This is a genomic window from Bradyrhizobium sp. AT1 (assembly GCF_001590795.1).
GTDB lineage: Bacteria > Pseudomonadota > Alphaproteobacteria > Rhizobiales > Xanthobacteraceae > Bradyrhizobium.
Window position 1 is genome coordinate 6,315,533 of the sequence record NZ_JXDL01000001.1, and the last position, 26,835, is coordinate 6,342,367.

31 protein-coding genes are annotated in these 26,835 nt (G+C 64.8%); 12 read left to right on the plus strand and 19 right to left on the minus strand.

Going from position 1 to position 26,835, the window contains the following annotated elements:
- Positions 1–108: 108 nt before the first annotated feature.
- The 4 genes from SE92_RS29260 to msrA form a co-directional block, all read right to left on the minus strand.
- Positions 109–402, minus strand: coding sequence for a hypothetical protein (locus SE92_RS29260; RefSeq protein ID WP_063201315.1), 294 nt, complete (start codon positions 400–402; stop codon positions 109–111).
- A 214-nt stretch (positions 403–616) separates the two neighbouring features.
- Complete coding sequence (locus tag SE92_RS29265; RefSeq protein WP_084251983.1) at positions 617–781, minus strand: DUF3309 family protein; 165 nt, start codon at positions 779–781, stop codon at positions 617–619.
- 108 nt (positions 782–889) lie between these two features.
- Positions 890–1,309: a peptide-methionine (R)-S-oxide reductase MsrB gene (gene msrB / locus SE92_RS29270; protein WP_063201319.1), complete on the minus strand. Its 420-nt coding sequence runs from the start codon at positions 1,307–1,309 to the stop codon at positions 890–892.
- Positions 1,310–1,340: 31 nt separating this feature from the next.
- Complete coding sequence (msrA, locus tag SE92_RS29275; protein ID WP_063201321.1) at positions 1,341–2,045, minus strand: peptide-methionine (S)-S-oxide reductase MsrA; 705 nt, start codon at positions 2,043–2,045, stop codon at positions 1,341–1,343.
- 258 nt (positions 2,046–2,303) lie between these two features.
- On the opposite strand from msrA, the gene SE92_RS29280 reads away from it, so the two are divergent.
- Complete coding sequence (locus SE92_RS29280; RefSeq protein WP_063201323.1) at positions 2,304–3,989, plus strand: caspase family protein; 1,686 nt, start codon at positions 2,304–2,306, stop codon at positions 3,987–3,989.
- A 22-nt stretch (positions 3,990–4,011) separates the two neighbouring features.
- On the opposite strand, the gene SE92_RS29285 is transcribed toward SE92_RS29280, so the two are convergent.
- The 7 genes from SE92_RS29285 to napE form a co-directional block, all read right to left on the minus strand.
- Positions 4,012–5,388, minus strand: coding sequence for an alpha/beta hydrolase family protein (locus SE92_RS29285; RefSeq protein WP_198172821.1), 1,377 nt, complete (start codon positions 5,386–5,388; stop codon positions 4,012–4,014).
- An 82-nt stretch (positions 5,389–5,470) separates the two neighbouring features.
- The gene (locus SE92_RS29290) at positions 5,471–6,586 is read right to left on the minus strand and encodes an ATP-dependent DNA helicase (RefSeq protein WP_063201325.1); all 1,116 of its coding nucleotides are present in this window, start codon (positions 6,584–6,586) and stop codon (positions 5,471–5,473) included.
- Between the two features lie 100 nt (positions 6,587–6,686).
- Entirely contained in the window at positions 6,687–7,340 is a 654-nt protein-coding gene (locus tag SE92_RS29295; protein ID WP_063201327.1) for a NapC/NirT family cytochrome c, read from the minus strand.
- Positions 7,337–7,807 carry a nitrate reductase cytochrome c-type subunit gene (locus tag SE92_RS29300; protein WP_063201329.1) on the minus strand — a complete coding sequence of 157 codons (471 nt, stop codon included), beginning with the start codon at positions 7,805–7,807 and terminating at the stop codon, positions 7,337–7,339. The genes SE92_RS29295 and SE92_RS29300 overlap by 4 nt, the downstream gene beginning before the upstream one ends.
- Positions 7,804–10,317 carry a nitrate reductase catalytic subunit NapA gene (gene napA / locus SE92_RS29305; RefSeq protein ID WP_063201330.1) on the minus strand — a complete coding sequence of 838 codons (2,514 nt, stop codon included), beginning with the start codon at positions 10,315–10,317 and terminating at the stop codon, positions 7,804–7,806. The genes SE92_RS29300 and napA overlap by 4 nt, the downstream gene beginning before the upstream one ends.
- A gap of 16 nt (positions 10,318–10,333) precedes the next feature.
- A complete protein-coding gene (locus SE92_RS29310; RefSeq protein ID WP_063201333.1) occupies positions 10,334–10,648 on the minus strand; it encodes a chaperone NapD in 315 nt (104 codons plus the stop codon).
- A gap of 25 nt (positions 10,649–10,673) precedes the next feature.
- Positions 10,674–10,856 carry a periplasmic nitrate reductase, NapE protein gene (napE, locus tag SE92_RS29315; protein WP_063201334.1) on the minus strand — a complete coding sequence of 61 codons (183 nt, stop codon included), beginning with the start codon at positions 10,854–10,856 and terminating at the stop codon, positions 10,674–10,676.
- 263 nt (positions 10,857–11,119) lie between these two features.
- Here napE and SE92_RS29320 point away from each other — a divergent pair, with 263 nt between their 5' ends.
- Both SE92_RS29320 and SE92_RS29325 read left to right on the plus strand, forming a co-directional pair.
- Complete coding sequence (locus SE92_RS29320) at positions 11,120–12,322, plus strand: LLM class flavin-dependent oxidoreductase (protein WP_063201336.1); 1,203 nt, start codon at positions 11,120–11,122, stop codon at positions 12,320–12,322.
- A gap of 250 nt (positions 12,323–12,572) precedes the next feature.
- Positions 12,573–13,355 (plus strand): helix-turn-helix transcriptional regulator, encoded by a 783-nt coding sequence (locus tag SE92_RS29325; RefSeq protein ID WP_063201339.1) that lies wholly within the window; start codon positions 12,573–12,575, stop codon positions 13,353–13,355.
- 199 nt (positions 13,356–13,554) lie between these two features.
- On the opposite strand, the gene SE92_RS29330 is transcribed toward SE92_RS29325, so the two are convergent.
- The 3 genes from SE92_RS29330 to SE92_RS29335 all read right to left on the minus strand — a co-directional run bounded on the left by SE92_RS29330 (position 13,555) and on the right by SE92_RS29335 (position 14,486).
- Complete coding sequence (locus SE92_RS29330) at positions 13,555–13,803, minus strand: hypothetical protein (protein WP_063201341.1); 249 nt, start codon at positions 13,801–13,803, stop codon at positions 13,555–13,557.
- A gap of 17 nt (positions 13,804–13,820) precedes the next feature.
- Positions 13,821–13,988, minus strand: coding sequence for an RNA-binding protein (locus SE92_RS36170; protein ID WP_157095731.1), 168 nt, complete (start codon positions 13,986–13,988; stop codon positions 13,821–13,823).
- 153 nt (positions 13,989–14,141) lie between these two features.
- Complete coding sequence (locus SE92_RS29335; protein ID WP_063203829.1) at positions 14,142–14,486, minus strand: response regulator; 345 nt, start codon at positions 14,484–14,486, stop codon at positions 14,142–14,144.
- A 229-nt stretch (positions 14,487–14,715) separates the two neighbouring features.
- On the opposite strand from SE92_RS29335, the gene SE92_RS29340 reads away from it, so the two are divergent.
- Positions 14,716–15,600 carry a L,D-transpeptidase gene (locus tag SE92_RS29340; protein WP_063201344.1) on the plus strand — a complete coding sequence of 295 codons (885 nt, stop codon included), beginning with the start codon at positions 14,716–14,718 and terminating at the stop codon, positions 15,598–15,600.
- Between the two features lie 59 nt (positions 15,601–15,659).
- Here the strand turns inward: SE92_RS29340 and SE92_RS29345 are convergent, their stop codons facing one another.
- Both SE92_RS29345 and SE92_RS29350 read right to left on the minus strand, forming a co-directional pair.
- Complete coding sequence (locus tag SE92_RS29345; RefSeq protein WP_063201347.1) at positions 15,660–16,757, minus strand: tetratricopeptide repeat protein; 1,098 nt, start codon at positions 16,755–16,757, stop codon at positions 15,660–15,662.
- A gap of 5 nt (positions 16,758–16,762) precedes the next feature.
- Positions 16,763–17,068 carry a hypothetical protein gene (locus SE92_RS29350; protein WP_245324742.1) on the minus strand — a complete coding sequence of 102 codons (306 nt, stop codon included), beginning with the start codon at positions 17,066–17,068 and terminating at the stop codon, positions 16,763–16,765.
- A gap of 208 nt (positions 17,069–17,276) precedes the next feature.
- Between SE92_RS29350 and SE92_RS29355 the strand changes: the two genes are divergently transcribed.
- The 8 genes from SE92_RS29355 (at position 17,277) to SE92_RS36175 (ending at position 23,589) form a co-directional block, all read left to right on the plus strand.
- Positions 17,277–18,443, plus strand: coding sequence for a cytochrome P450 (locus tag SE92_RS29355; protein ID WP_063201350.1), 1,167 nt, complete (start codon positions 17,277–17,279; stop codon positions 18,441–18,443).
- Positions 18,444–18,815: 372 nt separating this feature from the next.
- Positions 18,816–19,766, plus strand: coding sequence for a sulfonate ABC transporter substrate-binding protein (locus tag SE92_RS29360; protein ID WP_063201352.1), 951 nt, complete (start codon positions 18,816–18,818; stop codon positions 19,764–19,766).
- Positions 19,767–19,768: 2 nt separating this feature from the next.
- Entirely contained in the window at positions 19,769–19,891 is a 123-nt protein-coding gene (locus SE92_RS37400; RefSeq protein ID WP_283806799.1) for a hypothetical protein, read from the plus strand.
- Between the two features lie 10 nt (positions 19,892–19,901).
- Positions 19,902–21,068: an FMNH2-dependent alkanesulfonate monooxygenase gene (gene ssuD / locus SE92_RS29365; RefSeq protein WP_063201355.1), complete on the plus strand. Its 1,167-nt coding sequence runs from the start codon at positions 19,902–19,904 to the stop codon at positions 21,066–21,068.
- A complete protein-coding gene (gene ssuC / locus SE92_RS29370) occupies positions 21,065–21,871 on the plus strand; it encodes an aliphatic sulfonate ABC transporter permease SsuC (protein ID WP_063201358.1) in 807 nt (268 codons plus the stop codon). The genes ssuD and ssuC overlap by 4 nt, the downstream gene beginning before the upstream one ends.
- A gap of 7 nt (positions 21,872–21,878) precedes the next feature.
- Complete coding sequence (locus tag SE92_RS29375) at positions 21,879–22,727, plus strand: ATP-binding cassette domain-containing protein (protein WP_063201361.1); 849 nt, start codon at positions 21,879–21,881, stop codon at positions 22,725–22,727.
- A gap of 35 nt (positions 22,728–22,762) precedes the next feature.
- Positions 22,763–23,344 carry a flavin reductase family protein gene (locus SE92_RS29380; RefSeq protein ID WP_063201364.1) on the plus strand — a complete coding sequence of 194 codons (582 nt, stop codon included), beginning with the start codon at positions 22,763–22,765 and terminating at the stop codon, positions 23,342–23,344.
- Positions 23,345–23,427: 83 nt separating this feature from the next.
- Positions 23,428–23,589 carry a hypothetical protein gene (locus SE92_RS36175; RefSeq protein WP_157095732.1) on the plus strand — a complete coding sequence of 54 codons (162 nt, stop codon included), beginning with the start codon at positions 23,428–23,430 and terminating at the stop codon, positions 23,587–23,589.
- 35 nt (positions 23,590–23,624) lie between these two features.
- Here SE92_RS36175 and SE92_RS29385 read toward each other — a convergent pair whose 3' ends face one another.
- From SE92_RS29385 to fliN, 3 genes are all read right to left on the minus strand, one after another.
- On the minus strand, positions 23,625–24,773 hold the full coding sequence (locus SE92_RS29385) for a M20 family metallopeptidase (protein WP_063201367.1): 1,149 nt from the start codon (positions 24,771–24,773) through the stop codon (positions 23,625–23,627).
- 291 nt (positions 24,774–25,064) lie between these two features.
- Entirely contained in the window at positions 25,065–26,450 is a 1,386-nt protein-coding gene (gene flbD, locus SE92_RS29390; protein WP_063201371.1) for a sigma-54-dependent transcriptional regulator FlbD, read from the minus strand.
- A gap of 33 nt (positions 26,451–26,483) precedes the next feature.
- Positions 26,484–26,834, minus strand: a complete 351-nt coding sequence (gene fliN / locus SE92_RS29395; RefSeq protein WP_063201375.1) for a flagellar motor switch protein FliN — start codon at positions 26,832–26,834, stop codon at positions 26,484–26,486.
- Between the last annotated feature and the right edge of the window lies 1 nt (position 26,835).

Consider the following 26,835-nt stretch of genomic DNA (forward strand, 5'->3'; position numbering starts at 1 on the left):
GCAAGCGGGGAGAGGGGAAAGAGAAAGCGGTGTTCAAAAACGCGGAAAGCGCGACGACCTTTCGGCCATCGCGCTTTCCACGCACATCGTTAGGCTCAGCGAATAAACTTACGCCGCGTCGGCGTCGGTCTCGGCCGTCTGCACGGGCTTGGGGCGACGGGGCAGCGGGAAGGCTTCGCTTTCATAGAGCGAGCGGATGCCGTTCTGGTCGAAGCGCGCTTCCTCGACCTGGAGATAGGCGCCGTTCAGCGAATCCGTCGGCAATTGCTCCATCGCGAACTGCACGGCTTCGGCCGCGGTCCCGAACCGGCGATAGGTGAAGCCGGCACGCTTCTTCTTGCGGATCGCGGCGGGGAAGAGTTCGGCGGAGGTGTTGAAGTTGAACGGACGCAGTGGACGCATGGTCAAAGACCTCGTGATCTTCTCTGGGGCTTTAAGCGCGTGGGGTTTGGGAGGGCAGGGGCCGCAATCGAGCGAGCCCGCCGCACATGCCATTTTCGTCCTCTAATATAGGCCGTTTTGACAAAAATGCGACCCCTGCGATGGGAGATGATGAATCCACGCATGGCAGCCCCGCAGCCGCGATAAGACTAGCAATTTCAATATGTTAAATGGTCTACAATTTGCCAAGAAGCAGCAGGACGACCAGCACCACGAGCACCAGCCCGCCGATCCCCATGCCGGAATGTCCCATGCCGTAGCCATAGCCGCCGATCCGGCCGGACATGCCGCCCAGCAGATAAATGATCACCAGGATGATCAGGATGGTCCCGAGTCGCATGGCTTCCTCCCTGGCGGCCGCCAAGATGCGATGATCGGCCGCACCGCCAGAGAAGAAAAGCACATCCCGCGGTCGGGTTCCACGAAGGAACCCGGTCCCGCAGGCCGATTATTTCGGCTCCAGCTTCAGCGCCGCCGAGTTGATGCAGTACCGCAGGCCGGTCGGTCCGGGCCCGTCGGGGAAGACATGGCCGAGATGACCGCTGCATTTGGAGCAGAGCACCTCAGTGCGGATCATGCCGTGGCTGACGTCCCGCTCCTCGTCGATATGGGTCTCGACGGCGGGCGCGGTGAAGCTCGGCCAGCCGCAGCCGGAATCGAACTTCGCATCAGACTCGAACAGCACATTGCCGCAGCCGGCGCAGACATAGGTGCCGGCGCGCTCGTCGTGCTCATATTCGCCCGAGAAGGGACGCTCGGTCGCCTTCTCGCGCAGCACCGCGTACTGCATGGGCGACAATTCGCGCCGCCACTGCTCTTCGCTCTTGATGACCTTGTCGTCGGTGGTCTTCGTCTTGGTGTCGGGCATGGGTCTCCCGTTCTTGAAGATGGTTTCGCGATCAGTTGGTGGCCTTGCTGGCGCTGACCAGGGTCGGCTTTTCAATGTAGTTATCCGCGAACAGCTTTTTCAGGTTCTGGACCTTCGGGATGTCGTTATAGGCGATGTAGGGCTGGTTCGGGTGCAGCGTCAGATAGTCCTGGTGGTAGGCCTCCGCCGGGTAGAACGCCTCCAGCGCGCCGACCTTGGTCACGATCGGCTTGCTGAAGACCTTGGCGCTGTTGAGCTGGGCGATATAGGCCTCCGCCACCTTCTTCTGCTCGTCGGAGGTGGTGAAGAGGGCCGAGCGATATTGCGTCCCGACGTCGGGGCCCTGGCGGTTGAGCTGGGTCGGGTCGTGCGCCACCGAGAAGTAGATCTGGAGGATCTTTCCGTAGGAGATCTTCTTCGGATCGTACTTGATCTCGACGGCCTCGGCGTGGCCGGTCCGGCCGCTCGAGACCGTCTGGTAGTCGGCGGTCGCCTTGGTGCCGCCGGCATAGCCGGAGACCGCGTTGACGACGCCCGCGGTGTGCTGGAAGACGCCTTGCACGCCCCAGAAGCAGCCGCCGGCGACCACGGCGGTCTCGATCCCGCTCGCAGGGGTCGCATCCACGGCGGGGGCGGGGATCACGACCGCATCCTCCGCGGCCCGGGACGGCGCGGCAAAGGCCAGAGTGAGGGCGGTGGTTGCGGCCAGCAGGGAAGCGAGGGCAGGTCGGCGCATGGCGGATCCTCTTTCGAAAGGGCTGACAGTGTAGGGCGACCGGGGCCGGACGAACAGTTGTCCGGCCGCCTTTTCGCATCATCCGAGGTACGGGCGCTGCCGCCGATTGTTACGGCGGGACGGACACGAGTCTGTGAAACGAGCCGCGCAAGGCGGCCCGGTCAACGCTTGGCGGGACCTGGAACTCCGCGCTAGATGAACCCGGGCGATCGTTGATCGACTCAAGAACAACTTGCTGGCTGGAGCAGGCCTGACACCATGTTGCGCGCGGTTTCCCTGACCCTCGTCATCCTGGCCGCCGGCGTGTCGAGCGCGCTCGCGGACCCGCAAGCCGACGACCTCACCATCTGCCGTGACCGCCAGGCGGAAGCCCAGGCTCGCGCCAGCGCCTGCGAAAATCTGCTGAAGGCCGACAAGCTCAGTGGCAAGGACAAGGCGATCGCGCTCTCCGCGCGCGGCAATACGCAGATCAACAAGCGAGATTACGACCACGCGATCGAGACCCTGTCCCTCGCGCTCGATCTCGATCCGGACTACGTCGTCGCCCTCAACCTGCGCGGCCTCGCCTATGAGCGTAGCGGGAAGGAGGACCTCGCCATGGCGGACTACAACCTCGCGCTCCAGAAGCGCCCCGCCTATGGGGTTCCCTACAACAACCGCGGCGTCATCCACGCGCGCCGCGGCGCGCTGCAAAGCGCGATCGACGATTTCAGCCTGTCGATCAAGTACACGCCGAAATTCCTGCTGGCCTGGACCAATCGCGCCCGCGCGCGAACGCTGATGAAGGATTTCGACGGCGCGATCGCCGATTTCGCGGAGGCCGAGAAGCTCGACCCGTCCGCGCCGCAGATCGCGAGCAACCGCTGCATCACCTATGGCATGATGGGCAAGTTCGATCAGGCGTTTGCCGATTGCAACGGCCTGATCGAGCGGCAGCCGAAGAACGTGTACGCGATCAACAACCGCGCCGATGTCAGCATGATGAAGGGCGACCTCGACGCCGCCCTGAAGGACTACAACACGGCGATCCAGATCAACCCGAACAATGTTCGCGCCCATTCCGGCCGCGGCCAGATCTACGAGCGCCGGAAGGATCTGGCACAAGCCCGTGCCGACTATCGCGCTGCGGCCTATTCGCTGACGAAGTTCGACGACACCGAGGTTGCGCGCGCCCGTGCCATCGCGCAGGAGCGGCTCGCTGCGCTCATGCCGCAGACGCCGGGGAGCGCGCCCACCGGCCGCCGCGTGGCGCTGGTGATCGGCAACGGCGCCTACAAGAACGTCCATGCGTTGCCCAATCCGCCGCGCGATTCCAAGCTGATCGCGAGCGTGTTGCGCGACGTCGGCTTCCAGACCGTGATCTCCGTCAGTGACCTCACCCGCGACAAGTTCTTCGACGCGCTGAAGGCCTTCGCGGAGGAAGCGGAGAAGGCCGATTGGGCCGTGGTCTATTACGCCGGCCACGGTTTCGAGATCGGCGGGGTGAACTATCTCGTTCCGGTCGACGCCAAGCTCGCCGCCGACAAGGACGCCGAGACGCAGGCGGTCGCCCTCGAGCAGGTGATCGCCGCGGTCGGTGCCGCGAGAAAAATGCGTCTCGTGGTTCTCGATGCCTGCCGCGACAATCCGTTCGCGCCGACCATGCAGCGCACGCTGTCGCTGAAGCTGGTCGACAAGGGCTTTTCCAACATCGAGCCCGGCGCCGGCTTCATGGTGGTCTACGCCGCCAAGCACGGCGAGACCGCGATGGACGGCGACGGTGCCGCCAACAGCCCGTTCGCGACCGCTTTGGCTCGCGAGATCAAGCAGCCGCGCATCGAGATCCGAAAACTGTTCGACATCGTCCGCGACGACGTCTGGGCCGCGACCCGGCACGAGCAGCAGCCGTTCAGCTACGGCTCGCCGCCGGGACGCGAGGATTTCTACTTCGTGGCGGGGAAGTGAGGCGCCGGCATGCGGCGCGCCTTCACATCAGCGAATTGAACCAGTCGAACGCGGTCGATTGCCCGTTCAACGCGGAGCTGTCGCCATAGAGGCTCGCCAGGAAGGTGACGCGGTGGCTGGCACCGCCAACGGCTACACCCTCCGCAAAACGTCCGCCGGCGGCGATGGCCGGCTTGACCAGCCGCGGATGCAGCGCCTCGTCGGCCAATCCGTAATAGAACCGGGTCGGGGAATCATAGTCCCAGAAGGTTGCGCCGTTGCGACCGAGCTGGCGCAGTAACCCGCTGTTGGTGCCGTGGGTGAACCGGTCGAAAAAGCCGTCCACCAGCAAGTCCGCAGCCGGCGGAACACTTTTTGCGGTGTCGCCCTCCAGGCTGTAGTCGGCCCAGTATGTCTCCGCGAACGCCTGGTATTGCGGCTTGATGGCGGTCTTGAACAGATCGCCCAGCCCATAATACTGGCGATAGCTTCCGAGCAGCACGATCAGGCAGGGCGTGATCCAGGCCGGCGGCATCGGATAGGACGTCTCCGATGACGGAATGAAGGCTGTCGGGTTGACCCAGTAACGGAAGCTTTCAGCGAGATTGTTGAACGGGCTCTGGGTTGCTGTTGCCGTCACCTTGATGCCGCGGCGTTGCATCTCCTGCTTGAGCCATTGCGTGTTCAGCGCACCTTGCGACCAGCCGCTGAGAAACAGCGCGGATCGGCGGAGACCGAGCGCCTCCAGCTCGATAAGCCCGGCTTTGAGGACATCCAGGCAGCACTGCACCGTGGCGCCTTTCACCGCATAGGCCTCGCCGCGGCCGTCGCGATAGGGGCCCTTGCCGATGTAATCGGCGGCGATGACGGCATAGCCGTTGCCGGCGAAGCGCTGGATGTTGAACAGCGTCTCCAGCGAGTCGACATTGTCGCGGAGCTGGTAGGCTTCATCGCCGAGGCGCAGCAGGTTCGAAGGGACCTGGTCGAACGACAGGATCGTGCCGTGTTGCCAGGACAACACCGGCAACGCGCCGCGCACGCCGACGGGAACCGCGACGAGCGCGCTGACCTTCACGCGCTCTTTCGTCTCGGGCACGCGCGTCATGGTGGTGATACGCCGCAGCTCGACGTCGTAGCGCGCCTGATGTTTCTCGGAGAAGTCCTTGGGCAGCACGTCGTGTTCGTTGAACACGGCGTAGAATTGCGCCGCCAGCGTGTCGAGCCGTTGCTTGGAGACCCGCACCGGCTTGTCCGGCCGCGCATGCGCCGCGCGCAGCGGAGCAGAGCGCGCAAATCCCGGCGCCGCGATCGATGCGGCAAGCGTGCCGGCCGCGATGCCCGCCGACTTCAGAAACCCGCGACGGCTCGCGCTGGCGGTATCATCGCGCGCGTCGCGGTAACCGGGTGCTCGTTCAGCCATGCGTGCCTCCTGCCGACGACTCGGTGATACATCGCAAAGCCTAGCGCCCGGTGAATGTGTCTGCCCGGTGCGAACTACGGCATCACACCACGATGCTCAGCCGCTTCGCCGCCCGCGTGATGCCCGTGTAGAGCCAGCGCGCCCTGGACTCCTGAAACGCAAAGCTCTCGTCGAACAGCACGACGTCGTCCCATTGCGAACCCTGCGACTTGTGCACGGTGAGCACGTAGCCGTAGTCGAACTCGTCATAAGGCTTGCGCTGCTCCCAGGCGATCTGCTCGACGCCGCCTTCGAAGCAATCGGCGCGCACCGAGACCTTGGTCACCTTGTGGCCGAAATCCTCGTCGGGCGACAGCCGCATCGAGAGGATGCGCGATTTCGAGCGCGAAGTGTTGCGCGACTTCACGCGCCACAGGCCGCCGTTGAACAGGCCCTTCTTGCGGTTGTTGCGCAGGCACACCAGCTTGTCGCCGGCGACCGGAAAGGCGTCCTCGATGTTCTGGCGCTGGCGCACTCGCATGTTGTATGCGCGCCGCGTGTTGTTGCGTCCGACCAGCACCTGGTCGGCGCCCATGACGCGGTCGGGATCGAGCTCCTTGCGCGAGACCACCTCGCTCTCGCCGTAGCGGCCGATGTCGAGCTCGCGGCCTTCGCGGACGTCCATCGACATCCGCACGATCGGATCGTCCTGCGCCTGGCGGTGCACCTCGGTCAGCATCGCGTCCGGCTCGGTGTTGGTGAAGAAGCCGCCGCCCTGGATCGGCGGCAGCTGCGCGGGATCTCCGAGCACCAGCAGCGGGCAGTCGAACGACATCAGGTCGCGGCCGAGTTCGGCGTCGACCATCGAGCACTCGTCGATCACGATCAGCTTGGCCTTCGAGGCCGGCGCGTCGTCCCACAATTCGAAGCTCGGCTGCTCCTCGCCGGATTCGCGGGCGCGGTAGATCAGCGAGTGGATGGTGGAGGCCTCGTCGCAACCCTTGTTGCGCATGACCAGGGCCGCCTTGCCGGTGAAGGCGGCGAACTTCACCTCACCGTCGACGCCGTCGGCGATGTGCCGGGCCAGCGTGGTCTTGCCGGTCCCGGCGAAGCCGAACAGGCGGAACACCGGTGGTGTGCCGTTACGGCCGGGCTTGGCCTTGAGCCAGTCGCCGACGGCCTTGAGGGCGGCATCCTGATGCGGAGTGAAAGTGGCCATGTCTGTCTTGAGGGAGGGCGAAAAGGTGGCGATTCGCCATCCCACAAACTAACCATTCGCCCCGCCGGTTCAAGCGGGGCGAATCCGGTTGCTTTTGGCCTTACTGCCAGCCGGGCACGCCGCGCATGTCAGGCAGCTGGTGGGCGATACCCTTGTGGCAATCGATGCAGGTCTTTTCCTTGGTGAACAGGAAGCGCTGGTGCGCCACCGAGGCTCGCGGCGACTGCTTGGTGATGTCCATGGAATCGGCGCTGTGGCAGTTGCGGCATTCCAGGGAATCATTGGCCTTGAAGCGCGCCCATTCGTGGACGGCGAGCTCCAGCCGGTGGTCCTGGAATTTCTCACGCGTGTCGATCGTGCCGAAGATCTTGCCCCAGACCTCCTTGGAGGCCTGCATCTTGCGCGCGATCTTGTGGGTCCAGTCGTGCGGCACGTGGCAATCCGGGCAGGTCGCGCGCACGCCGGAGCGATTGCTGAAGTGAATGGTCGACTTCAGCTCGGCAAAGACGTTGTCCTTCATCTCGTGGCAGCCGGTGCAGAACTTCTCCGTGTTGGTCAATTCCAGCGCGGTGTTGAAGCCGCCCCAGAAGATCACGCCGGCGACGAATCCGGCCAGCACCAGCGTACCGAGCGCGAACACCGAGCTCGGCCGCGTCAGCACCCGCCAGAGTTCCAGCGCAAAGTCCCAGCTTCGCCCGATGAAGCCGCGCTTGGCCTTCATCTTTGAATCGGGTTCGTCAGCGGTCGTGGTCATCGCCGGCCACCGGGGCTTGCGCGCGACAGCAGTGTATCGATGTCCGTGAAATCGTTGCTGACGGGAGGATTGGCGGTGTTCTGCGGCACGTGGCATTCCGTGCAGAAGAAGCGGCGCGGCGAGACCGAGCCGAGGAACTGGCCGTCACGGTCCATAAAATGCGTGATCGAGACCATCGGCGCCTGCGATTCCGCCGTGCGCGCACGCGCATGGCACGACAGGCATTTGTTGCCGTTGAGATCGATCTGGTAGCCGTCAATGCTATGCGGAATCACCGGCGGCTGCTCGGGATAGTTGCGCACCTCCCGCTCCGAGGTGTTGCGGTTCGGCAGCATCGGCGGCGCCGGACCCTCGTCGTTGAGCGGCGTAGGGCCGCGCAGGCCCGACGTCACGGTCTGCGCGGTCAGCGAGCTTGCGCCCGCCGCGACCGCGATGGCGATCAGCGCGATTCCAAATCGTTTCATCATGACAGGTTCACCCGCTCGATGCGCACGGCGCACTTCTTGAAATCGGTCTGCAGCGAGATCGGATCTGTGGCGTCCAGCGTCACCTTGTTGATCAGCTTGGATTCGTCGAACCACGGCACGAAGACGAGGCCGCGCGGCGGCCGGTCGCGGCCGCGCGTTTCGACGCGGGCCCGGATGAAGCCGCGGCGGGAAACGACCTTCACCTCGTCGCCACGGCGGAGCTTGGCTTCCGAGGCGTCGTCCGGATGCATGAAGCAGACCGCTTCGGGGAAGGCTTTGTAAAGCTCGGGCACGCGGCGCGTCATGGTGCCGGAATGCCAGTGCTCCAGCACACGGCCGGTCGAGAGCCAGAATGGATATTCGTTGTCGGGGGATTCTGCCGGCGGCTCGTAGGGCAGGGCGAAGATGCGGGCCCTTCCGTCGGGATAGCCGTAGAACTGCACGTCTGTGCCCTGCTTGACGTAGGGATCGCTGCCCTCGCGGAAGCGCCACTTCGTCTCCTGGCCGTTCACCACGGGCCAGCGCAGGCCGCGTTCCCGGTGATAGGTGTCGAACGGCGCGAGGTCGTGACCATGGCCGCGGCCGAACTGGGCATATTCCTCGAACAGGCCCTTGTGCACGTAGAAGCCGAATGCCTTGGATTCGTCGTTGGCGTAGCCGGGCTCGATGTCGCTCACAGGGAATTTGTCGACCTGGCCGTTCTTGTAGAGCACGTCGAACAGCGTCTTGCCGCGGTATTCGGGCTTCTTGGCGATCAGCTCCTCGGGCCACACTTCCTCAACCTTGAAGCGCTTGGAGAACTCCATGAGCTGCCAGAGATCGGACTTCGACTCGCCCGGCGCCGAGACGAGCTGATGCCAGAACTGGGTGCGCCGCTCGGCATTGCCGTAGGCGCCTTCCTTCTCCACCCACATCGCGGTCGGCAGGATCAGGTCGGCGGCAAGCGCGGTGACCGACGGATAGGCGTCCGAGACCACGATGAAATTGTCGGGATTGCGGAAGCCCGGATAGGTCTCCTCGTTGGCGTTGGGACCGGCCTGGAGGTTGTTGTTGACCTGCACCCAATAGGCGTTGATCAGGCCGTCCTTCAGCATCCGGCTCTGCAGCACGGCGTGCGCGCCGGGCTTGTCGGGAATGGTGCCTTCAGGCAGCTGCCAGATATGCTCGGCGTGGTCGCGATGCGCTTTGTTGGTCACGACCATGTCGGCCGGCAGCCGGTGCGAGAAGGTGCCGACTTCGCGCGCGGTGCCGCAGGCCGAGGGCTGGCCGGTCAGCGAGAACGGGCTGTTGCCGGGCGAGGAGATCTTTCCGGTCAGAAGATGGATGTTGTAGACGAGGTTGTTGCACCAGACGCCGCGGGTGTGCTGGTTGAATCCCATGGTCCAGAACGAGACGACCTTGGTCTTGGGATCGGCATAGAGCTCGGCGAGTGCCTCGAGCCGGTTCAGCGGCACGCCGGACATTTCTGCCGCCTTCTCCAGCGTGTATTCTGAGACGAACTTGACGAAATCGTCGTAGCTCATGTCGGTGGAGTCGTTGGCCTTCGCCGCGCCGGTCGCCTTCTTCTGCAGGGGATGCTCGGGCCGCAGGCCGTAACCGATGTCGGTCTGGCCACGCTTGAACACGGTATGCTTGGCGACGAAGTCCTTGTTGACCCGGCCGGTCTTGATGATGTGGTTGGCGATGGCGTTGAGGAGGTAGAGGTCGGTCTGCGGCTTGAACACCATGCCGATGTCGGCGAGGTCGAACGAGCGGTGCTCGAACGTCGAGAGCACGGCGACGCGCACGTGCGGCGCCGAGAGCCGGCGGTCGGCGAGGCGCGTCCACAAAATCGGATGCATCTCCGCCATGTTGGAGCCCCACAGCACGAACGCGTCGGTGGCTTCGATGTCGTCATAGCAGCCGGGCGGCTCGTCGATGCCGAAGGTGCGCATCATGCCGGCCACGGCCGAAGCCATGCAGTGACGTGCATTGGGATCGATGTTGTTGGTGCGGAAGCCGGCCTTGAACAGCTTCGAGGCGGCATAGCCTTCCCAGATCGTCCACTGCCCCGAGCCGAACATGGCGACGCCGTTCGGCCCGCGCTTCTTGATCGCCTCCTTCCACTTCAGCTCCATGATGTCGAAGGCTTCCGTCCAGGAGATAGGCGAGAATTCGCCGTTCTTGTCGTACTTGCCGTTCGTCTTGCGCAGCATCGGCTGCGTCAGCCGGTCGTGGCCGTACATGATCTTGGAGAGGAAGTAGCCCTTGACGCAGTTGAGGCCGCGATTGACCTCGGCCTTGATGTCGCCATGGGTGGCGACGACGCGGTTCTCCTTGGTCCCGACCATCACGGAGCAGCCCGTGCCGCAGAAGCGGCAGGCGGCCTTGTCCCATTTCATTTCAGTTGCTTCGCGCTCGGTCACGAGATTGGCGGCGAGCGCCGGAGCCGGCATGCCGGCGGCGGCGGCCGCGATTGCGGCTGCCTCGAGCTTGAGCATCTGGCGGCGGTCGAGCTTTGGCGATGTCATGATGGCTCTTCCTGACTCAGGCGGTTTCGATGGCGTGGAAGACCAGCGCTGCGGAATAGACGTTGGGCAGCGATTGGATGGTGTTGAGCAGGGTGCCGAGGCTGCCGGCGTCGGGCGCTTCGGTCACCACGACGAGCTTGCCGCGCGGATCGCGGCCGTGAATCTCGCAGCCCGGCAGCGCGGTGATTTCGGCTTCGAGCTCGGCGAGACGCTCGGGACGCGCCTGCACGATGATGCTGGCGATCTCGGCGCCCGGCGGCGCGATGACGCGGTCGGCGCTGAGCACACGGCCGGTGATCAAGGCGCGGCGATTGAGTGTGGGGTGAGCCATGATGCCTGTCTTTCGCTGGTGAGGATCAGTGCTGGGGCGGCGGGCCGGGAGGGCCGGCAAACATCTGGTAGATCCAGACGCCGAGGCCGTAACTGCCGACGGTTCCGACCGCGAGCACGGGCATCACGACCGCGGTCAGGAACAGGAAGGCGAAAATTTCCATGCGCTTACGGCGCACGCGCGACATCGCGTCGTCAGGGGCCGACATATTCGGTCTCTCAGGATGGGATGGGAATCGGGACGGCATCCGGGCCGTTGCCTTGCTGCACTTCTGATGCAAACGGGCCGTTGCGGCGTTGATCTGGATCAAGCGCCGGGCCCGTCCCGGTGTCGCAGCGCTGCGCGAGGCGGGTGCGTGTCGTCCCGCAGGCGAGATATCATCGTCCCGCGCGACGGAATTGTTGCTCCGTAGACAGCAGCGCCTCACCCATTAAGATGACCCTAACCATAAGAATACGGGAGAGCGACGCCATGAAGTTCGGCATCTTCTACGAGCTGCAACTGCCGCGGCCATGGGTGGCGGGCGACGAGCTCGCCCTCTACCAGAACGCGCTCTCGCAGATGGAGATCGCCGACAGGCTCGGCTACGACCATGCCTGGGTGGTCGAGCATCACTTCCTCGAGGAATATTCGCACTCGCCCTCGCCGGAATCCTTCCTCGCCGCCGCCAGCCAGCGCACCAGCAACATCCGGCTCGGCCACGGCATCCTCCAGCTCACCACCAACCATCCGGCGCGCGTTGCCGAGCGTGTCGCGGTGCTGGATCTGCTCTCGAACGGCCGCTGCGAGTTCGGCATGGGCGAGAGCGCGTCCATCACCGAGCTCACCCCGTTCGGCCGCGACATGGAGACCAAGAAAGAGGTGTTCGAGGAGGCGGTGCAGGCGATCTTCCCGATGTTCAGGGATGCCGGCAGCGAGCATCACGGCAAGTATTTCGACATCCCCTTGCGCAACGTCGTGCCCAAGCCGGTGCAGAAGCCGCATCCGCCGCTGTGGCTGGCCTGCTCGCAACTGCCGACCATCGAGCGCGCCGGCCGTTACGGTTTTGGCGCGCTCGGCTTCCAGTTCGTCAGCGCCGACGCCGCGCATGCCTGGGTGCACGCCTATTACAATGCGATGACCAAGCGGCTCTCCAAGCTCGCGGACTACAAGATCAACCCGAACATGGCGCTGGTCTCGTTCTTCATGTGCGCCAGGACGGACGAGGAAGCGCGCGCCCGTGCCGACGGCGCCACCTTCTTCCAGTTCGCGTTGCGCTTCTACGGCGCCTCGCAGAACCGCCAGCGGCCCGCACCTTACACCGTCAACATGTGGGACGAGTACAACAAGTGGAAGCGCGACAACCCCGAGGCGCAGGAGGCGGCCCTGCGCGGCGGCCTGATCGGCTCGCCCGAGACGATCCGCAGGAAGCTGAAGCGCTTCCAGGCCTCGCATATCGACCAGGTCATCCTGCTCAACCAGGCCGGCAAGAACAGCCACGAGCACATCTGCGAATCGCTCGAGCTGTTCGGCCGCGAGGTGATGCCGGAATTCCAGAACGATCCGGCGCAGGCGGCGTGGAAGCAGGGCGTGATGAGCGGCGAGATCCAGCTTGAGGAGATCGATACCGAGGCCTTCACCGACCGCTACGGCAAGCTCGCGATCAACGTCGCCCCGGCGAGGGCGGCGGGGTAGTGGCGGTTGAGCCGCCCCAGTGCAGCGCGGCGACGTGGGCCCCGGCTCAGCAGCGCACCGCTGAAGAAGCGCTGCGCTGCGTCCGGGGCGCGAGAGCGACAGTAAGGCACGTGTCCCGGACAAGCGGCAACGCGCAAGCGTTGCTGCGCAGAGCCGGGACCCAGAGGCGGCACAAGCCGGCGTTGCCGGCTTTCAGTCAAATCCCCTTGCTGATATCGTCCGCCAAAAGAACGTCTTGCGGAGGAAACCAATGCGGCCCCACGCGATGGCCCTTGATCCGGCGGCCGGCGATATCACGCCGGCGGTGCTCGCCATCGGCCGGCCTGACTTCCCGAACGTCCTTATCGACACGTTGCGCCGTCAGGCCGCGGTCGGCCATTGCATGGTGTTCGCGCTGAACCGCGCCGGTGCTGCGACCTGCCTGCTCGATGCCGGCAACATCCCGACCGGCGGCGATCTCGGCGCCGCCTATGCCGGCCAGTTCCACGAATCCGATCCAAACCGCGACGCCCTGTTCGAAGCCGAGGGCGGCGCGCCGATCATGCTGCCGTCCTTCGCGCCGCGCATGTACGGCGCGCGCTATCGCAAGATCTTCTTTTGCGATTCCGGCATCGTCGACAAATGCGCGACCGCGATCTGGACCGGCGACACCTGCTTCTACGTCAACTTCTATCGGATCACGGCCCAGGGCCGCTTCAGCGATACCCAGCGTGCACGGCTTCAAACGATCGCGCCGGCGATCGGCGCCAGCGTCGCGCGTCATTTCCAGCAGGCCGCGACTGCGACGCCCGACCAGAACCTCGCCGCGTTGTTCGCGGCACGCGCGCCGCTCTCCGCGCTGACACCGCGCGAGCAGGAGGTCTGCCGCCGCATTTTGCTCGGCTTCAGCTCGGAGGCGATCTCGCAGGCGCTCGGCATCAGCCTGCATTCGACGCTGACCTATCGCAAGCGCGCCTATCAGCGGCTCGGCATTTCCTCACAGAACGAATTGTTCGGAATCGTGCTGGGGCTGCTCACGCGTCGCCTCAACTGAGGTGGAGAAAGCAGGCGGCCTCAGCCCTGGAAAGGTGATGAGCTGAGGCCGCTGATGCTCTGGCACGGAGGCGAATCCAGCCGAGGCAGGGTCATCCTAGGCCGGATTGCGCATCGTCCGATGTTCACATTTGAACGTTCGCGCGGCGTTGTTCTGCCTGATGCTTTACATCTCGTGAATGGCAGGTTGCGGCGGGGGCTCAATTCGCGATCGACCGAAGCGGCAGATTGGTGACGTCGCCCGACGGATCGGCCAGATGCGGCGGCCATTCGATCGGCTTGCAGAACAGGCCGCGGCGCTCGATCTCCCTGAACAGGCGATCCGCACGCTGCCTCGCAGGCAGGCCGATCAACCGCGTGCCGGCCAACGCGTCGGCTTGCACCTCGTTGCGAATGAACTCGTGCATTCGCATGATGAAATGGTCGGAAAGCCCTGCAAACTCGCTCATGATGAAACGCGCACTCGCTAGAAGAAAATCCACTCGATCAGGCGCCAGCCGACCCAAAGGATGGCCGCGATCCACGCGGTCATGGCGATGCCCACGGTGCCGAGGAAGGCCAACCCGACGGCGGTGTCCTTGGTCTCGTGGCGCTTGGCCTTCAGAAGCGTATGCTGGTCGGTCCGCTCGAGCATCTCATCCCTGCCTGGTCGCAACGCTATCGAGGGCGGCGTCGCTGGACAAACGCCGGCTCGCATTAACCTCACCGGTCAACCTTACCCGCGCGGCATAGCGGCGGTGTGGTGCTGCTTGTGATGGTGGCTCAATCAGCCAAAGTGGTTGGCGTGTTACTGTGTGAGGGTGCGGATGGAATCCAGCAGCCGCTCGAGACGGTATGGCTTGTGGAGCATGATGCTCCCTGACACCGGCCGCGGGGCCGAATGGGTGTGCCCGGTGGCATAGATCACGGGAATGGCAGGGTGGCTCTCCCTGCATCTGATTGCGACGTCCCACCCGGACAGCGGCCCTGGCAGTTTGACGTCGGTGAAGATGAGGTCCGGTGTGGCTTCAGCGCAGAGCTGCAGCGCGTGCTCCCCGCTCTCGGCTTGAAGAACTTCGTGTCCGTGGCCCTCCAATATGTCCACGACCACGTCGCGTATCAGGTCTTCGTCTTCAACCACCAGAATCTGCAATTCGTTCTCCCGACTGGCACGCTGTGTCTCCGGACCCGCCAGGCTGCCCATTAAGCTTCGAGTGCTTGGTCGACATCGTCGCGATGTTGAAACGCCGCCATGTTCCGACCGTTCCGCGTCACTCGCTCCTCATTAACCATCACTGTCGGTTCCAGCTCGAGCGCGATCGCTTCGAAGTTTCTTAAATGTTGCTCGATACCTCTCTTGGGCACAGTAACCGGGGAAAGACATGGCTAAGCGAGCCAAACGCGGCAAGAAGGCGGAGACGCTCGCAATCCCGATGGTCGCGCGCGTTGCCATTGGCGCCGTGGCCGTCGCCGCATTGGGCTATGGTTTGCTGTCCGGCCCGGCGAGCGTGCAACCGACACGGAAGCCGCCCGCGCAGCAGGCCCAGGCATCGTCAACGCCGGTCTACGTGGCACCTCCGGTTCGCGCATCAGCGCCGGCCCCGGCACCGGCTCCAATTCCAGTTCCGATCCCGGCGCCGGCAGCGGCGCTGGTCGAACCGCCGAAGGCCGCTAACGGTCCCGGCGCACTTGTCCGGCAGGTGGTCGACTATGCCAGCCACCAACCGCCGGGCACCGTGATCATCGATACCGGAAACACGTTCCTTTATTTCGTCCTGAACGACAGGCAGGCGATGCGCTATGGAATCGGTGTGGGCCGCGAGGGTTTCACATGGTCCGGCGAGCAGACCGTGGCCCGCAAGGCCGAATGGCCGGATTGGCACCCGCCTGTCGAGATGATCGGCCGTCAGCCCTATCTGCCGCGGTTCATGGCAGGCGGTCCCGGCAACCCGCTCGGCGCCCGCGCGATGTATCTCGGCGAGACCGAATATCGCATTCACGGCACCAACAACCCTGACACGATCGGGAAGCGGGTTTCGTCCGGCTGTATCCGGTTGACCAATGACGACGTGACGGACCTCTACGAGCGGGTGAAGGTCGGAGCGAAGGTGATCGTGCTGCCGGCGAGCGCCGCTCGTCGTCCATCCCAGGGAATGCCGGCTGACGCCGCTTTCCGATTGCCGGACCCGGCATCGTCGTCGAAGCGGCCGCTGGCGGCCAACGCGCAGATGCTGCCGGCGGGATCGAGGATCGCCGAGGCGCGGTAGCTCCCATTCCAGCGAATTCCGACCGCCGCGCTGAAAAGCACAAAGCGCCTTCCATCGCGCTAGTCCGATGAATGCTTCTCCAGAGCCAACGCGATCCTCTCCAGCGCGGCGTTCCTGTGCCGCATGCCGACAATCTGTTGCTCACAAATCTCGACCATTGTTCGGCCCGACCACCGTCGCGCATTGACGCCTGTTCGGCTGCAAAGCCAGCCAATCACGGCCAGCAAGACAATGGTGGCGAGCCACAACAGCACCTGCCCCTGGTCAAAATCCGCAATGGCGCGGCGGACATCACCCTTTGACAGATACGCAGTGGCGCGATTGCTGCGGGCGTCCCGATCGTCAGGATCGAGTGCGATCATCTGGTCGTAGTCGGCAATGGCGCGGTCGAGGTCGCCATTGGCTTGGTAAGCGGAGCTGCGATAATAGTAGGCGTCCCTGTACCGCGGATAGAGCGCGATCGCCTGGCTGCAGTCGGCGATGACACGATCAAGGTCACCCTTTTTATTGTATGCGAGGCAGCGATTGTAGTAGGCGACCGCATATTTTGGATAAAGGTCGATCACACGGTCGTAGTCGGTGATGGCGCGATCGAGATCGCCTTTGGCAAAGTAGACGTTGCCTCGGGCGGTGAGGGTGACATAGTTGTCCGCGTCGAGCTGGAGACTGTTGGTATAGTCCGCGATGGCGCGGTCCTTGTCACCCTTGGCTTGATGGGCGTAGCCACGCTCGCGGTATCCGACCCGCTTTCCATAGTCCGATAGGCCGGCTTCGAACGCCTGGTTGACGTCCGCGATCGCTCGGTCGTAGTCGTGCCGTTGGTTGTAGATTTGCGACCGATTGAGCAGTGAGCCGCCGGATTTCGGATTAGCTCGGATCGCCTCGGTATAGTCTTGCAAGGCGCGGTCGACACGATCGGCGAAGCTTGTCCACGACCAGGAATAGCCGCGTGCATGATACAGGCTGGCCAGCTCTTGACCTTGACAGTCGCCGCTTTGGATCGCGCGCGCACAGGCGGCGATGGTCGCTTCAGCTGTCTCCCAGGATCCGTTCGAACAGTCCTGTCGATCGTCGGCTGCCGCTGGCCGGCTGACGGCGGCCGCCGCTCCGAACGTCAAGACAATCAGCCACGCATGCGCGAAATTCTTCGAGCGCATTCGAGCTAACCGGCAGGCGGCTTCTCGATAGCCACTGCGATCCTCTCCAGCAATGCGTTCGTCCGCTGGGTTTCGACGACCTGCTGCTCGAAGAGATCCACCCAACTCGCCCCGGATGATGCGCGTCCATTTCTGCGCGAAAACCATAGCCAGACGCCCACCAGCACCAGGAAAGGCAGCCAGGACACGATCAGGCTGACCAACCAGGGCGGTGACCCACCCTTTGCTGAGAGCGAAAACCAGCCGACGAGGATTCCGACGAGAGCGATCCACACGACGACGGGCAGAAACCAAGAGCGAAGCTTGGTCATTCCAGGCACGATAGTCCCCTTGGTTGGTCTCAGGAAGTCTATGCTATCATTGGTTGATGGCCCTTTCCATGCCCTCCCCTCCGCGGTGGTCGCAACGTGGTTAGCCGTTCCTTTGCGAGATGCCGCCCGTCCCTATCGCTTGGGACAGACGCTGGCACCGTATTCCGCTAGTCTGTCCTGACATCTGGCGAACCGAGGAGAGACCGCCTTGAGCACGGCTCCGCGCATCGACATCGACCCGGCTGCGTTCTGGGCCGATCCCTATCCGATGCTCGCGAAGATGCGGAAAGACGCGCCGATCGCCTTCGTGCCGCAGCTCGGCTCGACGCTGCTGACCAGCCGCGACGACATCTCGATCTCCGAGAAGCAGATCGACGTGTTCTCCTCGCACCAGCCCGCCGGCCTGATGAACCGGCTGATGGGCCACAACATGATGCGCAAGGACGGCGAGGCGCACCAGGTCGAGCGCCGTGCCATGTTCCCGACGGTGTCGCCGAGGACGGTGAAGGCGCACTGGACCGCGCAGTTCCAGGCGCATGCGGATCGCATCATCGACGCGATCGAGCCGGGCCGGATCGACTTCATGCGCGACTTCGCGCTGCCGTTCTCCGGCGAATGCCTGAAGTCGATCACCGGCCTCACCAATATCGGCTTCGAGGACATGGATGCGTGGTCGCAGGGCATGATCGAGGGCATCGCCAACTATGCCGGCAACCCTGAGGTCGAGGCGCGCTGCCATGCCGCGACAACGGGTATCGACGCTGCCATCGACGACATCCTGCCGGTGATGCGCAAGCATCCCGACCAGAGCATTCTGGGCGTGCTGCTCGCCTCCGGCATGCCGATGGAAAGCGTGCGCGCAAATGTAAAGCTCGCGATCTCGGGCGGCCAGAACGAGCCCCGCAAGGCCATCGCGGGCACAATGTGGGCGCTGTTAACCCATCCCGACCAACTCGACCTGGTTCTGCGCGGTGAAGTGACCTGGCTGCAGGCGTTCGAGGAATATGCCCGCTGGATCTCGCCGATCGGCATGTCGCCGCGCCGCATTGCCAAGCCGTGGAGCATCCGCGATGTTTCGTTCGAAACCGACGAACGCGTGTTCCTGATGTTCGGCTCCGCCAATCGCGACGAGAAGCATTTCGAGCGCGCCGATCAGTTCGATGTGCGGCGTGATACGACGAAGAGCGTCGCCTTCGGCGCCGGTCCGCATTTCTGCGCCGGCGCCTTCGCCTCGCGCGCCATGATCGCCGACGTCGCGCTGCCGACCGTGTTCGCGCGCGCGAAGACGCTGGAGCTCGCCGGCGACGAGGACGTGCGGATCGGCGGCTGGGCGTTCCGCGGCTTGCAGAATCTGCCGGTGGGGTGGGGGCATTAGGCCCGCGGACGTGCGCGCCGATCATCTCATCATGCGCCTGTTTTGCCCGACGGAGCAAAGGCTTTGCCTGACCAGATCGCTTCAAGCGTAAGTCATTGATCTCGTTGCCGGCGGCTACTGTGCATGGGGTTGTTTTCGACATTTTGAAGTCGGGTGCTTCGCGACCACGCGCCGGAACCGTGCATCGCTCACATTCGCGTGCGAAAAGAATCTGTCTGCATCATCGCCGCCGCTTGAAAGATTAATCATGCGCACGGCAGCGCGCGCAGTGCTCGCATCGCTATTTTCCCGGACGTCTCGACACCTCCGATAACCCGCACCATCATCCTCCACACGGAACGAACAACGGCCGCACGCGGCCGGGAGTGTGGAATGCAGCGTCGTGATTTCTTGAGGCTCTCTGTTGGAACTGCGGCCGCGGCTGCATTTGCTGCGCGCGCCAATGCGCAGGGCGCGGTGAAGGAGATTCGTATCGGCTACCAGAAGACCGGCGTGCTCGTCATCGCGCGCCAGCAGGCCGCGCTGGAAAAACATTTCACACCGCAAGGCATCGACGTGAAATGGATCGAGTTCTCCTCGGGCCCGCCGATGATGGAAGCGATGAACGTCGGCAGCGTGGATTTCGGTGCGGTCGGCGATTCCCCGCCGGTGTTCGCCCAGGCTGCGGGCGCCGCCATCGTCTATGCCGCCGGCCAGCCCATCACCAACGGCCAGGGCATCCTGGTGCCGAAGGATTCGCCGATCCGCGACATCAAGGATCTCAAGGGCAAGCGCATCGGCTTCACCAAGGGCTCCAGCGCGCACAACATCGTGGTGCAGACCCTGGAGAAGGCGGGTCTCACCTATGCCGACATCACGCCGGTCTATCTGACGCCGCCCGATGCCGGGCCCGCTTTTGCCAATGGCAGCATCGAAGCCTGGGCGATCTGGGATCCCTATTTCGCGATCGGCGAGGCCAGGCAGAACGGCCGCATCCTGATCAATGCGCGCGAGGTCACCAAGACCAATTCCTTCTACATCGCCAATCGCGACTTCGCGAAGAACCATGGGGCGATCCTGCAACAGATCGTCGAGGCGACGACCGCCGCCGGCAAATGGGCCGAACAGCATCGCGATGAGGTCGCCAGATCGCTCGCCGCGATCACCGGTGTGCCGCTGGACATCCAGACCGTCGCCGCCAACCGCGCCAACTTCGTGGTCGGCCCGATCACCGACGAGATCGTCGCGACCCAGCAGGGCGTCGCCGACCGCTTCTACAAGCTCGGCCTGATCCCGAAACCGATTCAGATCCGCGACATCGTCTGGCGCAACCCGGCAGCCTGATCGTGCCGACCGACCTTCCCATCCACAAGGGTTTGAACATGAGGCGTATTCTTCAGCGTCTGGTCGCGGCCATCGTGCTGTCGATCGGCATCCTCGCCGCCGCCGTCGGCACGACCTACGGTTAGGAGCACATCCATGAGCAAGCAACCAAACGCCAACATCCTCTGGTTCCTGCCGACTCACGGCGACGGCCGTTATCTCGGCACCGGCATCGGCGGCCGCGAGGTCAACTTCAACTATCTGCGCCAGATCGCGCAGGCCGCCGATCAACTCGGCTATTTCGGCGTGCTGCTGCCAACCGGGCGGTCCTGCGAGGATTCCTGGATCATCGCCTCGTCAGTGGCGCCGTTCACCGAGCGGCTGCGCTATCTCGTGGCAGTCCGTCCCGGCCTGCAATCGCCAAGCGTTGCCGCGCGCATGACGGCGAGCCTCGACCGCATCAGCAATGGCCGGCTGCTCGTCAACGTCGTCACCGGCGGCGACCCCGTCGAGAACAAGGGCGACGGCATTTTCCTCAGCCATGACGAACGCTACGAGGTCACACGCGAGTTCCTCAACGTCTATAGCGACCTGCTCGCCGGCAAGACCGTCAATGTCGAGGGCAAGCACATCCGCATCGAAGGCGGCAAGCTGCTGTTTCCGCCGGTACAGGCGCCGCGGCCGCCGCTCTATTTCGGCGGCTCCTCGGATGCCGGCATCGACGTTGCCGTCGACACTGTCGACAAATACCTCACCTGGGGCGAGCCGCCGGCGCTGGTCGCCGAGAAGATCGCGAAGGTGAGAGAGGTCGCGAGCGCGCATGGCCGGAAACTCTCCTTCGGTATCCGTCTTCACGTCATTGTTCGCGAGACGAATGAGGCGGCGTGGCGCGCGGCGAACGAGCTGATCAAGCATGTCAGCGACGACACCATTGCGCTGGCGCAGAAGAACTTCGCCCGCATGGACTCCGTCGGCCAGCAGCGCATGGCGCAGCTCCATGGCGGCAAGCGCGACAAGCTCGAGATCGCCCCGAACCTGTGGGCCGGCGTCGGCCTCGTCCGCGGCGGCGCCGGCACGGCGCTGGTCGGCGATGCCGAGACCGTCGCGGCCCGCATCAGGGAGTATCAGGAGATCGGCATCGATACCTTCATCATGTCGGGCTATCCGCATCTGGAAGAGGCCTATCGCTTCGCCGAGCTGGTGTTCCCGCTGCTCGCGCTCGAGCAGCCGAGCAACGTGACCAGGCTGCACTTCAACGGCGGCCCTTTCGGCGAGACGGTCGGCAGCGATTTCCGTCCGCAGCACCGGGTGTCGCAGTCATGAGCCTGATCGACAGCATCTCGCTCCCGCGCGGCGTTCGCCTGCCGCGCGTCGACGGCCTGATCCAGTGGATCGTGCCGCTCGCCATCATCGCGATCTGGCAGGTTGCCAGCGTCACCGGTTTCGTGCCGACGCGGGTGCTGCCGGCGCCGAGCGACGTATTGCTCGCCGGCTGGAAACTGCTGCTCTCCGGCGAGCTCGTCCGCAACATCTGGGTCTCGTTCTGGCGCGCCTCGATCGGTTTCCTGATCGGCGGCAGCGTCGGCTTCGCCTTCGGGCTCGCCAACGGCCTGTCGCAGCTCTCGGCCAAGCTCACCGACACCACGCTGCAGATGGTGCGCAATGTGCCGCATCTGGCGCTGATCCCGCTCGTCATCCTCTGGTTCGGCATCGACGAGAGCGCAAAGCTGTTCCTGGTGGCGCTGGGTGTGTTCTTTCCGATCTACCTCAACACGCTGCATGGCATCCGCACCGTCGATCCGCAACTGATCGAGATGGGCCGCATCTACGGCATGACCGATGGCGAATTGTTCCGCCGCGTGATCTTCCCGGGCGCGCTGCCCTCGATTTTCGTCGGCATCCGCTTCGCGCTCGGCATCATGTGGCTGACGCTGATCGTCGCCGAGACCATCGCGGCCTCCTCGGGCCTCGGCTACATGGCGATGCAGGCGCGCGAGTTCATGCTGATCGACGTCGTCGTGCTCTCGATCCTGATCTACGCCCTGCTCGGCAAGCTCGCCGACAGCGCCTCCCGCGTGCTGGAGCGGGCGACGCTCTCCTGGCATCCCGCTTTCCAGAAACGTTGAGAGTCACATGCACACAGCCGTTCGCACCTCCCTTCCCGAAACCGAACTCGCCGGCCGCGCTCACTTCGCACCACACGCCCGCGTGGCGCGGGAGGAGCGGCAAGAAGAACGTCGCGCGCGAACGACCAGCCTGCCGCTCAGCATCCGGGCCTTGCGCAAATCCTTTGGCGACAACGAGGTGCTGCGCGGGATCGACCTGCACATCCCCGCCGGCCAGTTCGTCGCCATCGTGGGCAAGAGCGGCTGCGGCAAGAGCACGCTGCTGCGTCTGCTCGCTGGCCTCGACAAGATCGATGCCGGCAGCATCGGCTTCGGTCAGGATATCCAGCCCGAGGACATCCGCGTGATGTTCCAGGAGCCGCGTCTATTGCCCTGGGCGCGCGTGCTAGGCAATGTCGAGGTCGGTCTCGGTCGCGATCGTGCGTCCGGTGATGCGCATGCGCGCGCTGAAAAGGCTTTGAGCGAGGTCGGCCTTGCCGACAAGCGCGACCAATGGCCTTCGGTGCTGTCGGGCGGCCAGAAGCAGCGCGTCGCGCTGGCGCGTGCGCTGGTCTCGCGCCCGCGCGTGCTGGCCCTCGACGAGCCGCTCGGCGCGCTGGATGCCCTGACCCGCATCTCGATGCAGCGGCTGCTGGAGCGCGTCTGGCGCGACCAGGGCTTTACCGCGATCCTCGTCACCCACGACGTCGCCGAAGCCGTCGCACTGGCGGATCGCGTGCTCGTGATCGAGGACGGCCGCATCGCCCATGACGTCACGGTGAACGCAGCGAGGCCGCGCCAGCGCGGCTCGGCCGAGTTGGCAGGCCTCGAAGGCTCGATCCTGAGCCACCTGTTGTCCGCGGACGATCGTACCTAAATACAGGGGGACCCCGTTTTCGGGGGAGCAACGCCATGAATGTAGTGCCCCGCGATCTCATGACTGAAATCCCCGTCTCGTCCGCCGATTTCCGCGGCGCCATGCGCCATCTCACCGGTGGCGTCAGCGTCATCACCGCCGGGCGGGGCAAGGACATCACCGGCATGACCGTGACCTCGGTGAGCTCATTGTCAGTCGAGCCGCCGACCCTGCTGGTCAGCATCAACCGCGATGCCTCCTCCTTCCCGCTGATCCGGCGCCACGGCGCCTTCGGCGTGAACATCCTCAATGCCGACCAGCTCGATGTCGCCGAGCGCTTTGCCGGCAAGGGCGGGCTGAAGGGCGCTGATCGTTTCGCAGGCAGCCAGTGGGTGACCGCGGTCTCCGGCGTTCCGCTGCTGGTCGGGGCGCTCTCGGCGTTCGATTGCGAGGTCGAGGAGATCGTCGAGCGCCACTCGCACGGCATCGTCATCGGCCGTGTCAGGGACATCAAGAGCACGACCCGCAGCGCGGCCCTGGCCTATTGGCACGGCCAGTATGTGGCGGTCGACCAGGACGAAGACGCTGCGCGGCTCGCCGACGTCAGCGTCCCCGCGCGCAGCCGGCGCGGCGTTTGATCGCCGGGCCGAGACTGGCCTTTTCCGCCTCATCGCTCTAGAAGCGCCCTGAAGCCGTCCCGCCGGGACGGCAACGGAGCGGAATGATGAAGCGCATCGCGACCTGGGCCTTCTATGCCATCGGCGCGCTGGCGATCGCGTATCTGGCGCTGTTCGCCTATGCGATGTTCTCAGGCCAGCCCGTGATCATCCCCGGCGATCCCATCCACATCTTCCGCAAGCCGGATGCGCCGAGTTATTCGTGAGGCGCGGGCGGCCATGACGGCGGCGTTCGCCGCGACTACCCCCGCAAGATCGCCAGCGCCAGCGCCTGCGCGCGCGGCACGATGCTGTCGATATCAAGATATTCCTCCGGCGTGTGCGCGAGCCCCCCGACCGGGCCGAGGCCGCAGATGGTCGGCGTGCCCACGGCCGCGGTGAAGCCGGAATCGGCGCAGCCGCCGGAGAACTCGCCCTGCAGCGTGGTGAGGCCGACCTGCTGTGCGGCGGCCTGATAGCCTTCGAACAGCGCCTTGGACTCCGCACTCTGCACCACTGGCACGAACTCGCCCTTGATCGTGAGGGTTGCGCTGGTGCCCGGCACGTAAGACGTCGCGACAATTTTTTCGATCGCATCCATCACCCGCGTGCGATCCGCCGGATCGACATAGCGCAGGTCGATCTGGCCCTCGGCGGAGGGCGCCGTGGTGTTGACGGACTGTCCGCCCGAGACCAGGCCGACATTGAGCGTGATGCCCTTGTCGAGATCGGTCAGCGCGTGGATGTGCACGATCTTGTGCGCGAGCTCGCCGATCGCGCTGACGCCCGCGGCAAAATTGGCGCCGGAATGCGCGGCTTTGCCGGTGATGGCCAGATGCATGAAGATGCCGCCCTTGCGCCCCGTCACGACGTTGCCGGTTGGGCGGCCGGGCTCTGAGTTGAACACGGCGCGGGCGGTGCGGCCTTCGCGCTCGATCACGGGCCGGGAGGAGGGCGAGCCGATCTCCTCGTCCGAGGTGATCAGCAGCTTGATCGGATGCGGGTTGCCGCCGAATTTGTGGAAGGCGGTGGCGACGAAGATGTTCATGACGACGCCGGACTTCATGTCGGCGACGCCAGGCCCATAGGCGCGGCCGTCCTTGATGGTGAACGGTCGCCGCTCGGCCTCGCCCTTGCCGAACACGGTGTCGCGATGTCCCATCAACAGCACCGGCTTCTCATTGCTGCCGGGCTTTGCCACTTCGGCATGGATCGCATCGCCAAAGGTGGCGTCAGCCTCGCGGCGGCACGGAATGCCGTGCTCGGCAAAATGCCGCTCGAACCGCGCCCCGACCGCATCGACGCCTGCCTTGTCGTAGGAGCCGGAATCGATGTTCACGACATCGCGGAGCAGGTCGATCATCGCCTGCCTCTGCGACGCCAGCCAGTCCGTGATTTGAGCTTCAGACATGTGGTCCCTCGCGTGGTTGTCGCGTGGGGTTATAGGGCCTGACGGAGGCGTGACCTAGTGGGGGAACGCGGTGCCGCCATGCCCACCGCCGTCGTCCCTGCGAACGCAGGGACCCATACCGCGGAATCGTAGGAGTACCGATTGACGGGTCTTCGCCAAACTCCTTTCTGGGGTTATGGGTCCCTGCGTTCGCAGGGACGACACCGTGTGCGTCGCGCCAGTGTGTGTCTCACCATCAAACAAATGCCCGGGACCAGCCCGGGCATTCGTAATCTCAACCAGTGTGGGCGCCTACGCTCCCATCATCGGCATCCGCGGATATTCCCCCGGCGTGCCTGCCGGCGGGATCGGGATGCCGCCGTCGGAATATTCGTTGAGCTTGTTGCGTAGCGTGCGGATCGAGATGCCCAGGATATTCGCGGCATGGGTGCGGTTGCCGAGGCAATGCTTCAGCGTCTCCAGGATCAGGTCACGCTCGACATCGGCGACGGTGCGTCCGACCAGCGCGCGCGTCACCTGCTCGGCGGCCATGGTGGCATGCGCCACGGCCGGCGGCGTCTTGGCGAGGTCGAGGCGGTCGCCGTCCGGCGTCAGGATGGCGTCGGGGCCGATCTCGTCGCCCTGCGCCATCAGCACCGCGCGATGCATGGTGTTCTCGAGCTCGCGGACGTTACCCTGCCAGCGGTTGGCCGAAAGCACGCGGCGCGCGTCCGCCGAGACCGGGCGCAGCGGCACGCCGTTGGCTTCGGCGTATTTCTTCACGAAATGCTGGGCGAGCTCGAGGATGTCGGCGGGACGCTCGCGCAGCGGCGGGATCTTCAGGTTCACGACGTTGAGGCGGAACAGCAAATCCTCGCGGAACGTGCCTTCGCGCACGGCGTCCACCAGATTGCGGTTCGACGTCGCGATGATGCGGATGTCGACCGGCACCGGCTTGGTGCCGCCGACGCGGTCGATCACGCGCTCCTGGATCGCGCGCAGCAATTTCGATTGCAGGCGGACGTCCATCTCCGAGATTTCGTCCAGCAACAGCGTGCCGCCGGTCGCCTCCTCGAACTTGCCGATACGGCGCGCGATCGCGCCTGTGAAGGCGCCCTTCTCGTGGCCGAACAGCTCGGACTCCAGCAGATGTTCGGGGATCGCGGCGCAGTTGATCGAGATGAAGGGACGCTTGGCGCGGGCCGAGCGGGTGTGGACGTAGCGGGCCAGCACTTCCTTGCCGGTGCCGGATTCGCCGGTGATCATCACCGAGGCGTCGGAGCCCGCGATCTGCTGCGCCAGCTTGATCACCTTGGCCATGGCTTCGTCGCGATAGACCAGCTCGCGGGAATCGTTGGCGACCGCGGCCAGCACTGCGGCGATCAACTCGGGGTCCGGTGGCAGCGGGATGTATTCCTTGGCGCCGGCGTGGATCGCGGCGACCGCGGCGCGGGCGTCGTTGGTGATGCCGCAGGCGACGATCGGGGCGTGGATGTGCTCGGCTTCCAGCCGCATCACGAGGTCGCGGATGTCGAGCGCGACGTCGACCAGCAGCAGGTCGGCGCCCTTGCCGCCGCGCAGCACGCGCATCGCCTGCTCGTGGTCCTCGGCGTGGGTCACGGTGGCGCCGTTGTCCATCGCGATCTTGGTGGCGGTGGTGAGCTGGCCCTTCAATGTGCCAACGATGAGAAGCCGCATGTCAGTCTCCTGTCCGTCTGGTCGCGCGCGCTATCAGCTGCGTTCGGTCTTGATGATTTCGGTCATGGTCACGCCGAGCTTGTCCTCGACCAGGACGACTTCGCCGCGGGCGACCAGCTTGTTGTTGACGTAGATGTCGATGGCCTCGCCGACGCGGCGGTCGAGCTCGAGCACGGTGCCGGGTCCGAGCTTGAGGAGCTCGCTGACGTCCATCTTGGAGCGGCCGAGCACCGCCGAGACCTGTACCGGCACGTCGAAAACGGCCTCGAGGTCGGCGGCGGCGCGCGCCGCATATTCGTCCTCGGTGTAGCCGACATCAGTGCCGGCAGGCGGCATCGGGCCGTTGAGATCGGGCAGCGGGACCTGTCCGTCGGTGTCACTCATG

Excerpts from the sequence above, each read along its gene's own strand:
- napE (WP_063201334.1), bottom strand. The coding sequence starts at position 10,856 with ATGTCGGCCCCTGACGACGCGATGTCGCGCGTGCGCCGTAAGCGCATG.
- SE92_RS29260 (WP_063201315.1), bottom strand. The coding sequence starts at position 402 with ATGCGTCCACTGCGTCCGTTCAACTTCAACACCTCCGCCGAACTCTTC.
- SE92_RS29295 (WP_063201327.1), bottom strand. The coding sequence starts at position 7,340 with ATGACCACGACCGCTGACGAACCCGATTCAAAGATGAAGGCCAAGCGC.
- SE92_RS29325 (WP_063201339.1), top strand. The coding sequence starts at position 12,573 with ATGCGGCCCCACGCGATGGCCCTTGATCCGGCGGCCGGCGATATCACG.
- SE92_RS29340 (WP_063201344.1), top strand. The coding sequence starts at position 14,716 with ATGGCTAAGCGAGCCAAACGCGGCAAGAAGGCGGAGACGCTCGCAATC.
- SE92_RS29285 (WP_198172821.1), bottom strand. The coding sequence starts at position 5,388 with ATGGCTGAACGAGCACCCGGTTACCGCGACGCGCGCGATGATACCGCC.
- SE92_RS29385 (WP_063201367.1), bottom strand. The coding sequence starts at position 24,773 with ATGTCTGAAGCTCAAATCACGGACTGGCTGGCGTCGCAGAGGCAGGCG.
- SE92_RS29265 (WP_084251983.1), bottom strand. The coding sequence starts at position 781 with ATGCGACTCGGGACCATCCTGATCATCCTGGTGATCATTTATCTGCTG.
- SE92_RS29310 (WP_063201333.1), bottom strand. The coding sequence starts at position 10,648 with ATGGCTCACCCCACACTCAATCGCCGCGCCTTGATCACCGGCCGTGTG.
- ssuC (WP_063201358.1), top strand. The coding sequence starts at position 21,065 with ATGAGCCTGATCGACAGCATCTCGCTCCCGCGCGGCGTTCGCCTGCCG.
- SE92_RS29320 (WP_063201336.1), top strand. The coding sequence starts at position 11,120 with ATGAAGTTCGGCATCTTCTACGAGCTGCAACTGCCGCGGCCATGGGTG.
- SE92_RS29280 (WP_063201323.1), top strand. The coding sequence starts at position 2,304 with ATGTTGCGCGCGGTTTCCCTGACCCTCGTCATCCTGGCCGCCGGCGTG.
- SE92_RS29290 (WP_063201325.1), bottom strand. The coding sequence starts at position 6,586 with ATGGCCACTTTCACTCCGCATCAGGATGCCGCCCTCAAGGCCGTCGGC.
- SE92_RS29350 (WP_245324742.1), bottom strand. The coding sequence starts at position 17,068 with ATGACCAAGCTTCGCTCTTGGTTTCTGCCCGTCGTCGTGTGGATCGCT.
- SE92_RS36175 (WP_157095732.1), top strand. The coding sequence starts at position 23,428 with ATGATGAAGCGCATCGCGACCTGGGCCTTCTATGCCATCGGCGCGCTG.
- ssuD (WP_063201355.1), top strand. The coding sequence starts at position 19,902 with ATGAGCAAGCAACCAAACGCCAACATCCTCTGGTTCCTGCCGACTCAC.
- fliN (WP_063201375.1), bottom strand. The coding sequence starts at position 26,834 with ATGAGTGACACCGACGGACAGGTCCCGCTGCCCGATCTCAACGGCCCG.
- SE92_RS29380 (WP_063201364.1), top strand. The coding sequence starts at position 22,763 with ATGAATGTAGTGCCCCGCGATCTCATGACTGAAATCCCCGTCTCGTCC.
- SE92_RS36170 (WP_157095731.1), bottom strand. The coding sequence starts at position 13,988 with ATGCTCGAGCGGACCGACCAGCATACGCTTCTGAAGGCCAAGCGCCAC.
- SE92_RS29345 (WP_063201347.1), bottom strand. The coding sequence starts at position 16,757 with ATGCGCTCGAAGAATTTCGCGCATGCGTGGCTGATTGTCTTGACGTTC.
- msrA (WP_063201321.1), bottom strand. The coding sequence starts at position 2,045 with ATGCGCCGACCTGCCCTCGCTTCCCTGCTGGCCGCAACCACCGCCCTC.
- msrB (WP_063201319.1), bottom strand. The coding sequence starts at position 1,309 with ATGCCCGACACCAAGACGAAGACCACCGACGACAAGGTCATCAAGAGC.
- SE92_RS29375 (WP_063201361.1), top strand. The coding sequence starts at position 21,879 with ATGCACACAGCCGTTCGCACCTCCCTTCCCGAAACCGAACTCGCCGGC.
- flbD (WP_063201371.1), bottom strand. The coding sequence starts at position 26,450 with ATGCGGCTTCTCATCGTTGGCACATTGAAGGGCCAGCTCACCACCGCC.
- SE92_RS29330 (WP_063201341.1), bottom strand. The coding sequence starts at position 13,803 with ATGAGCGAGTTTGCAGGGCTTTCCGACCATTTCATCATGCGAATGCAC.
- SE92_RS29300 (WP_063201329.1), bottom strand. The coding sequence starts at position 7,807 with ATGATGAAACGATTTGGAATCGCGCTGATCGCCATCGCGGTCGCGGCG.
- SE92_RS29360 (WP_063201352.1), top strand. The coding sequence starts at position 18,816 with ATGCAGCGTCGTGATTTCTTGAGGCTCTCTGTTGGAACTGCGGCCGCG.
- napA (WP_063201330.1), bottom strand. The coding sequence starts at position 10,317 with ATGACATCGCCAAAGCTCGACCGCCGCCAGATGCTCAAGCTCGAGGCA.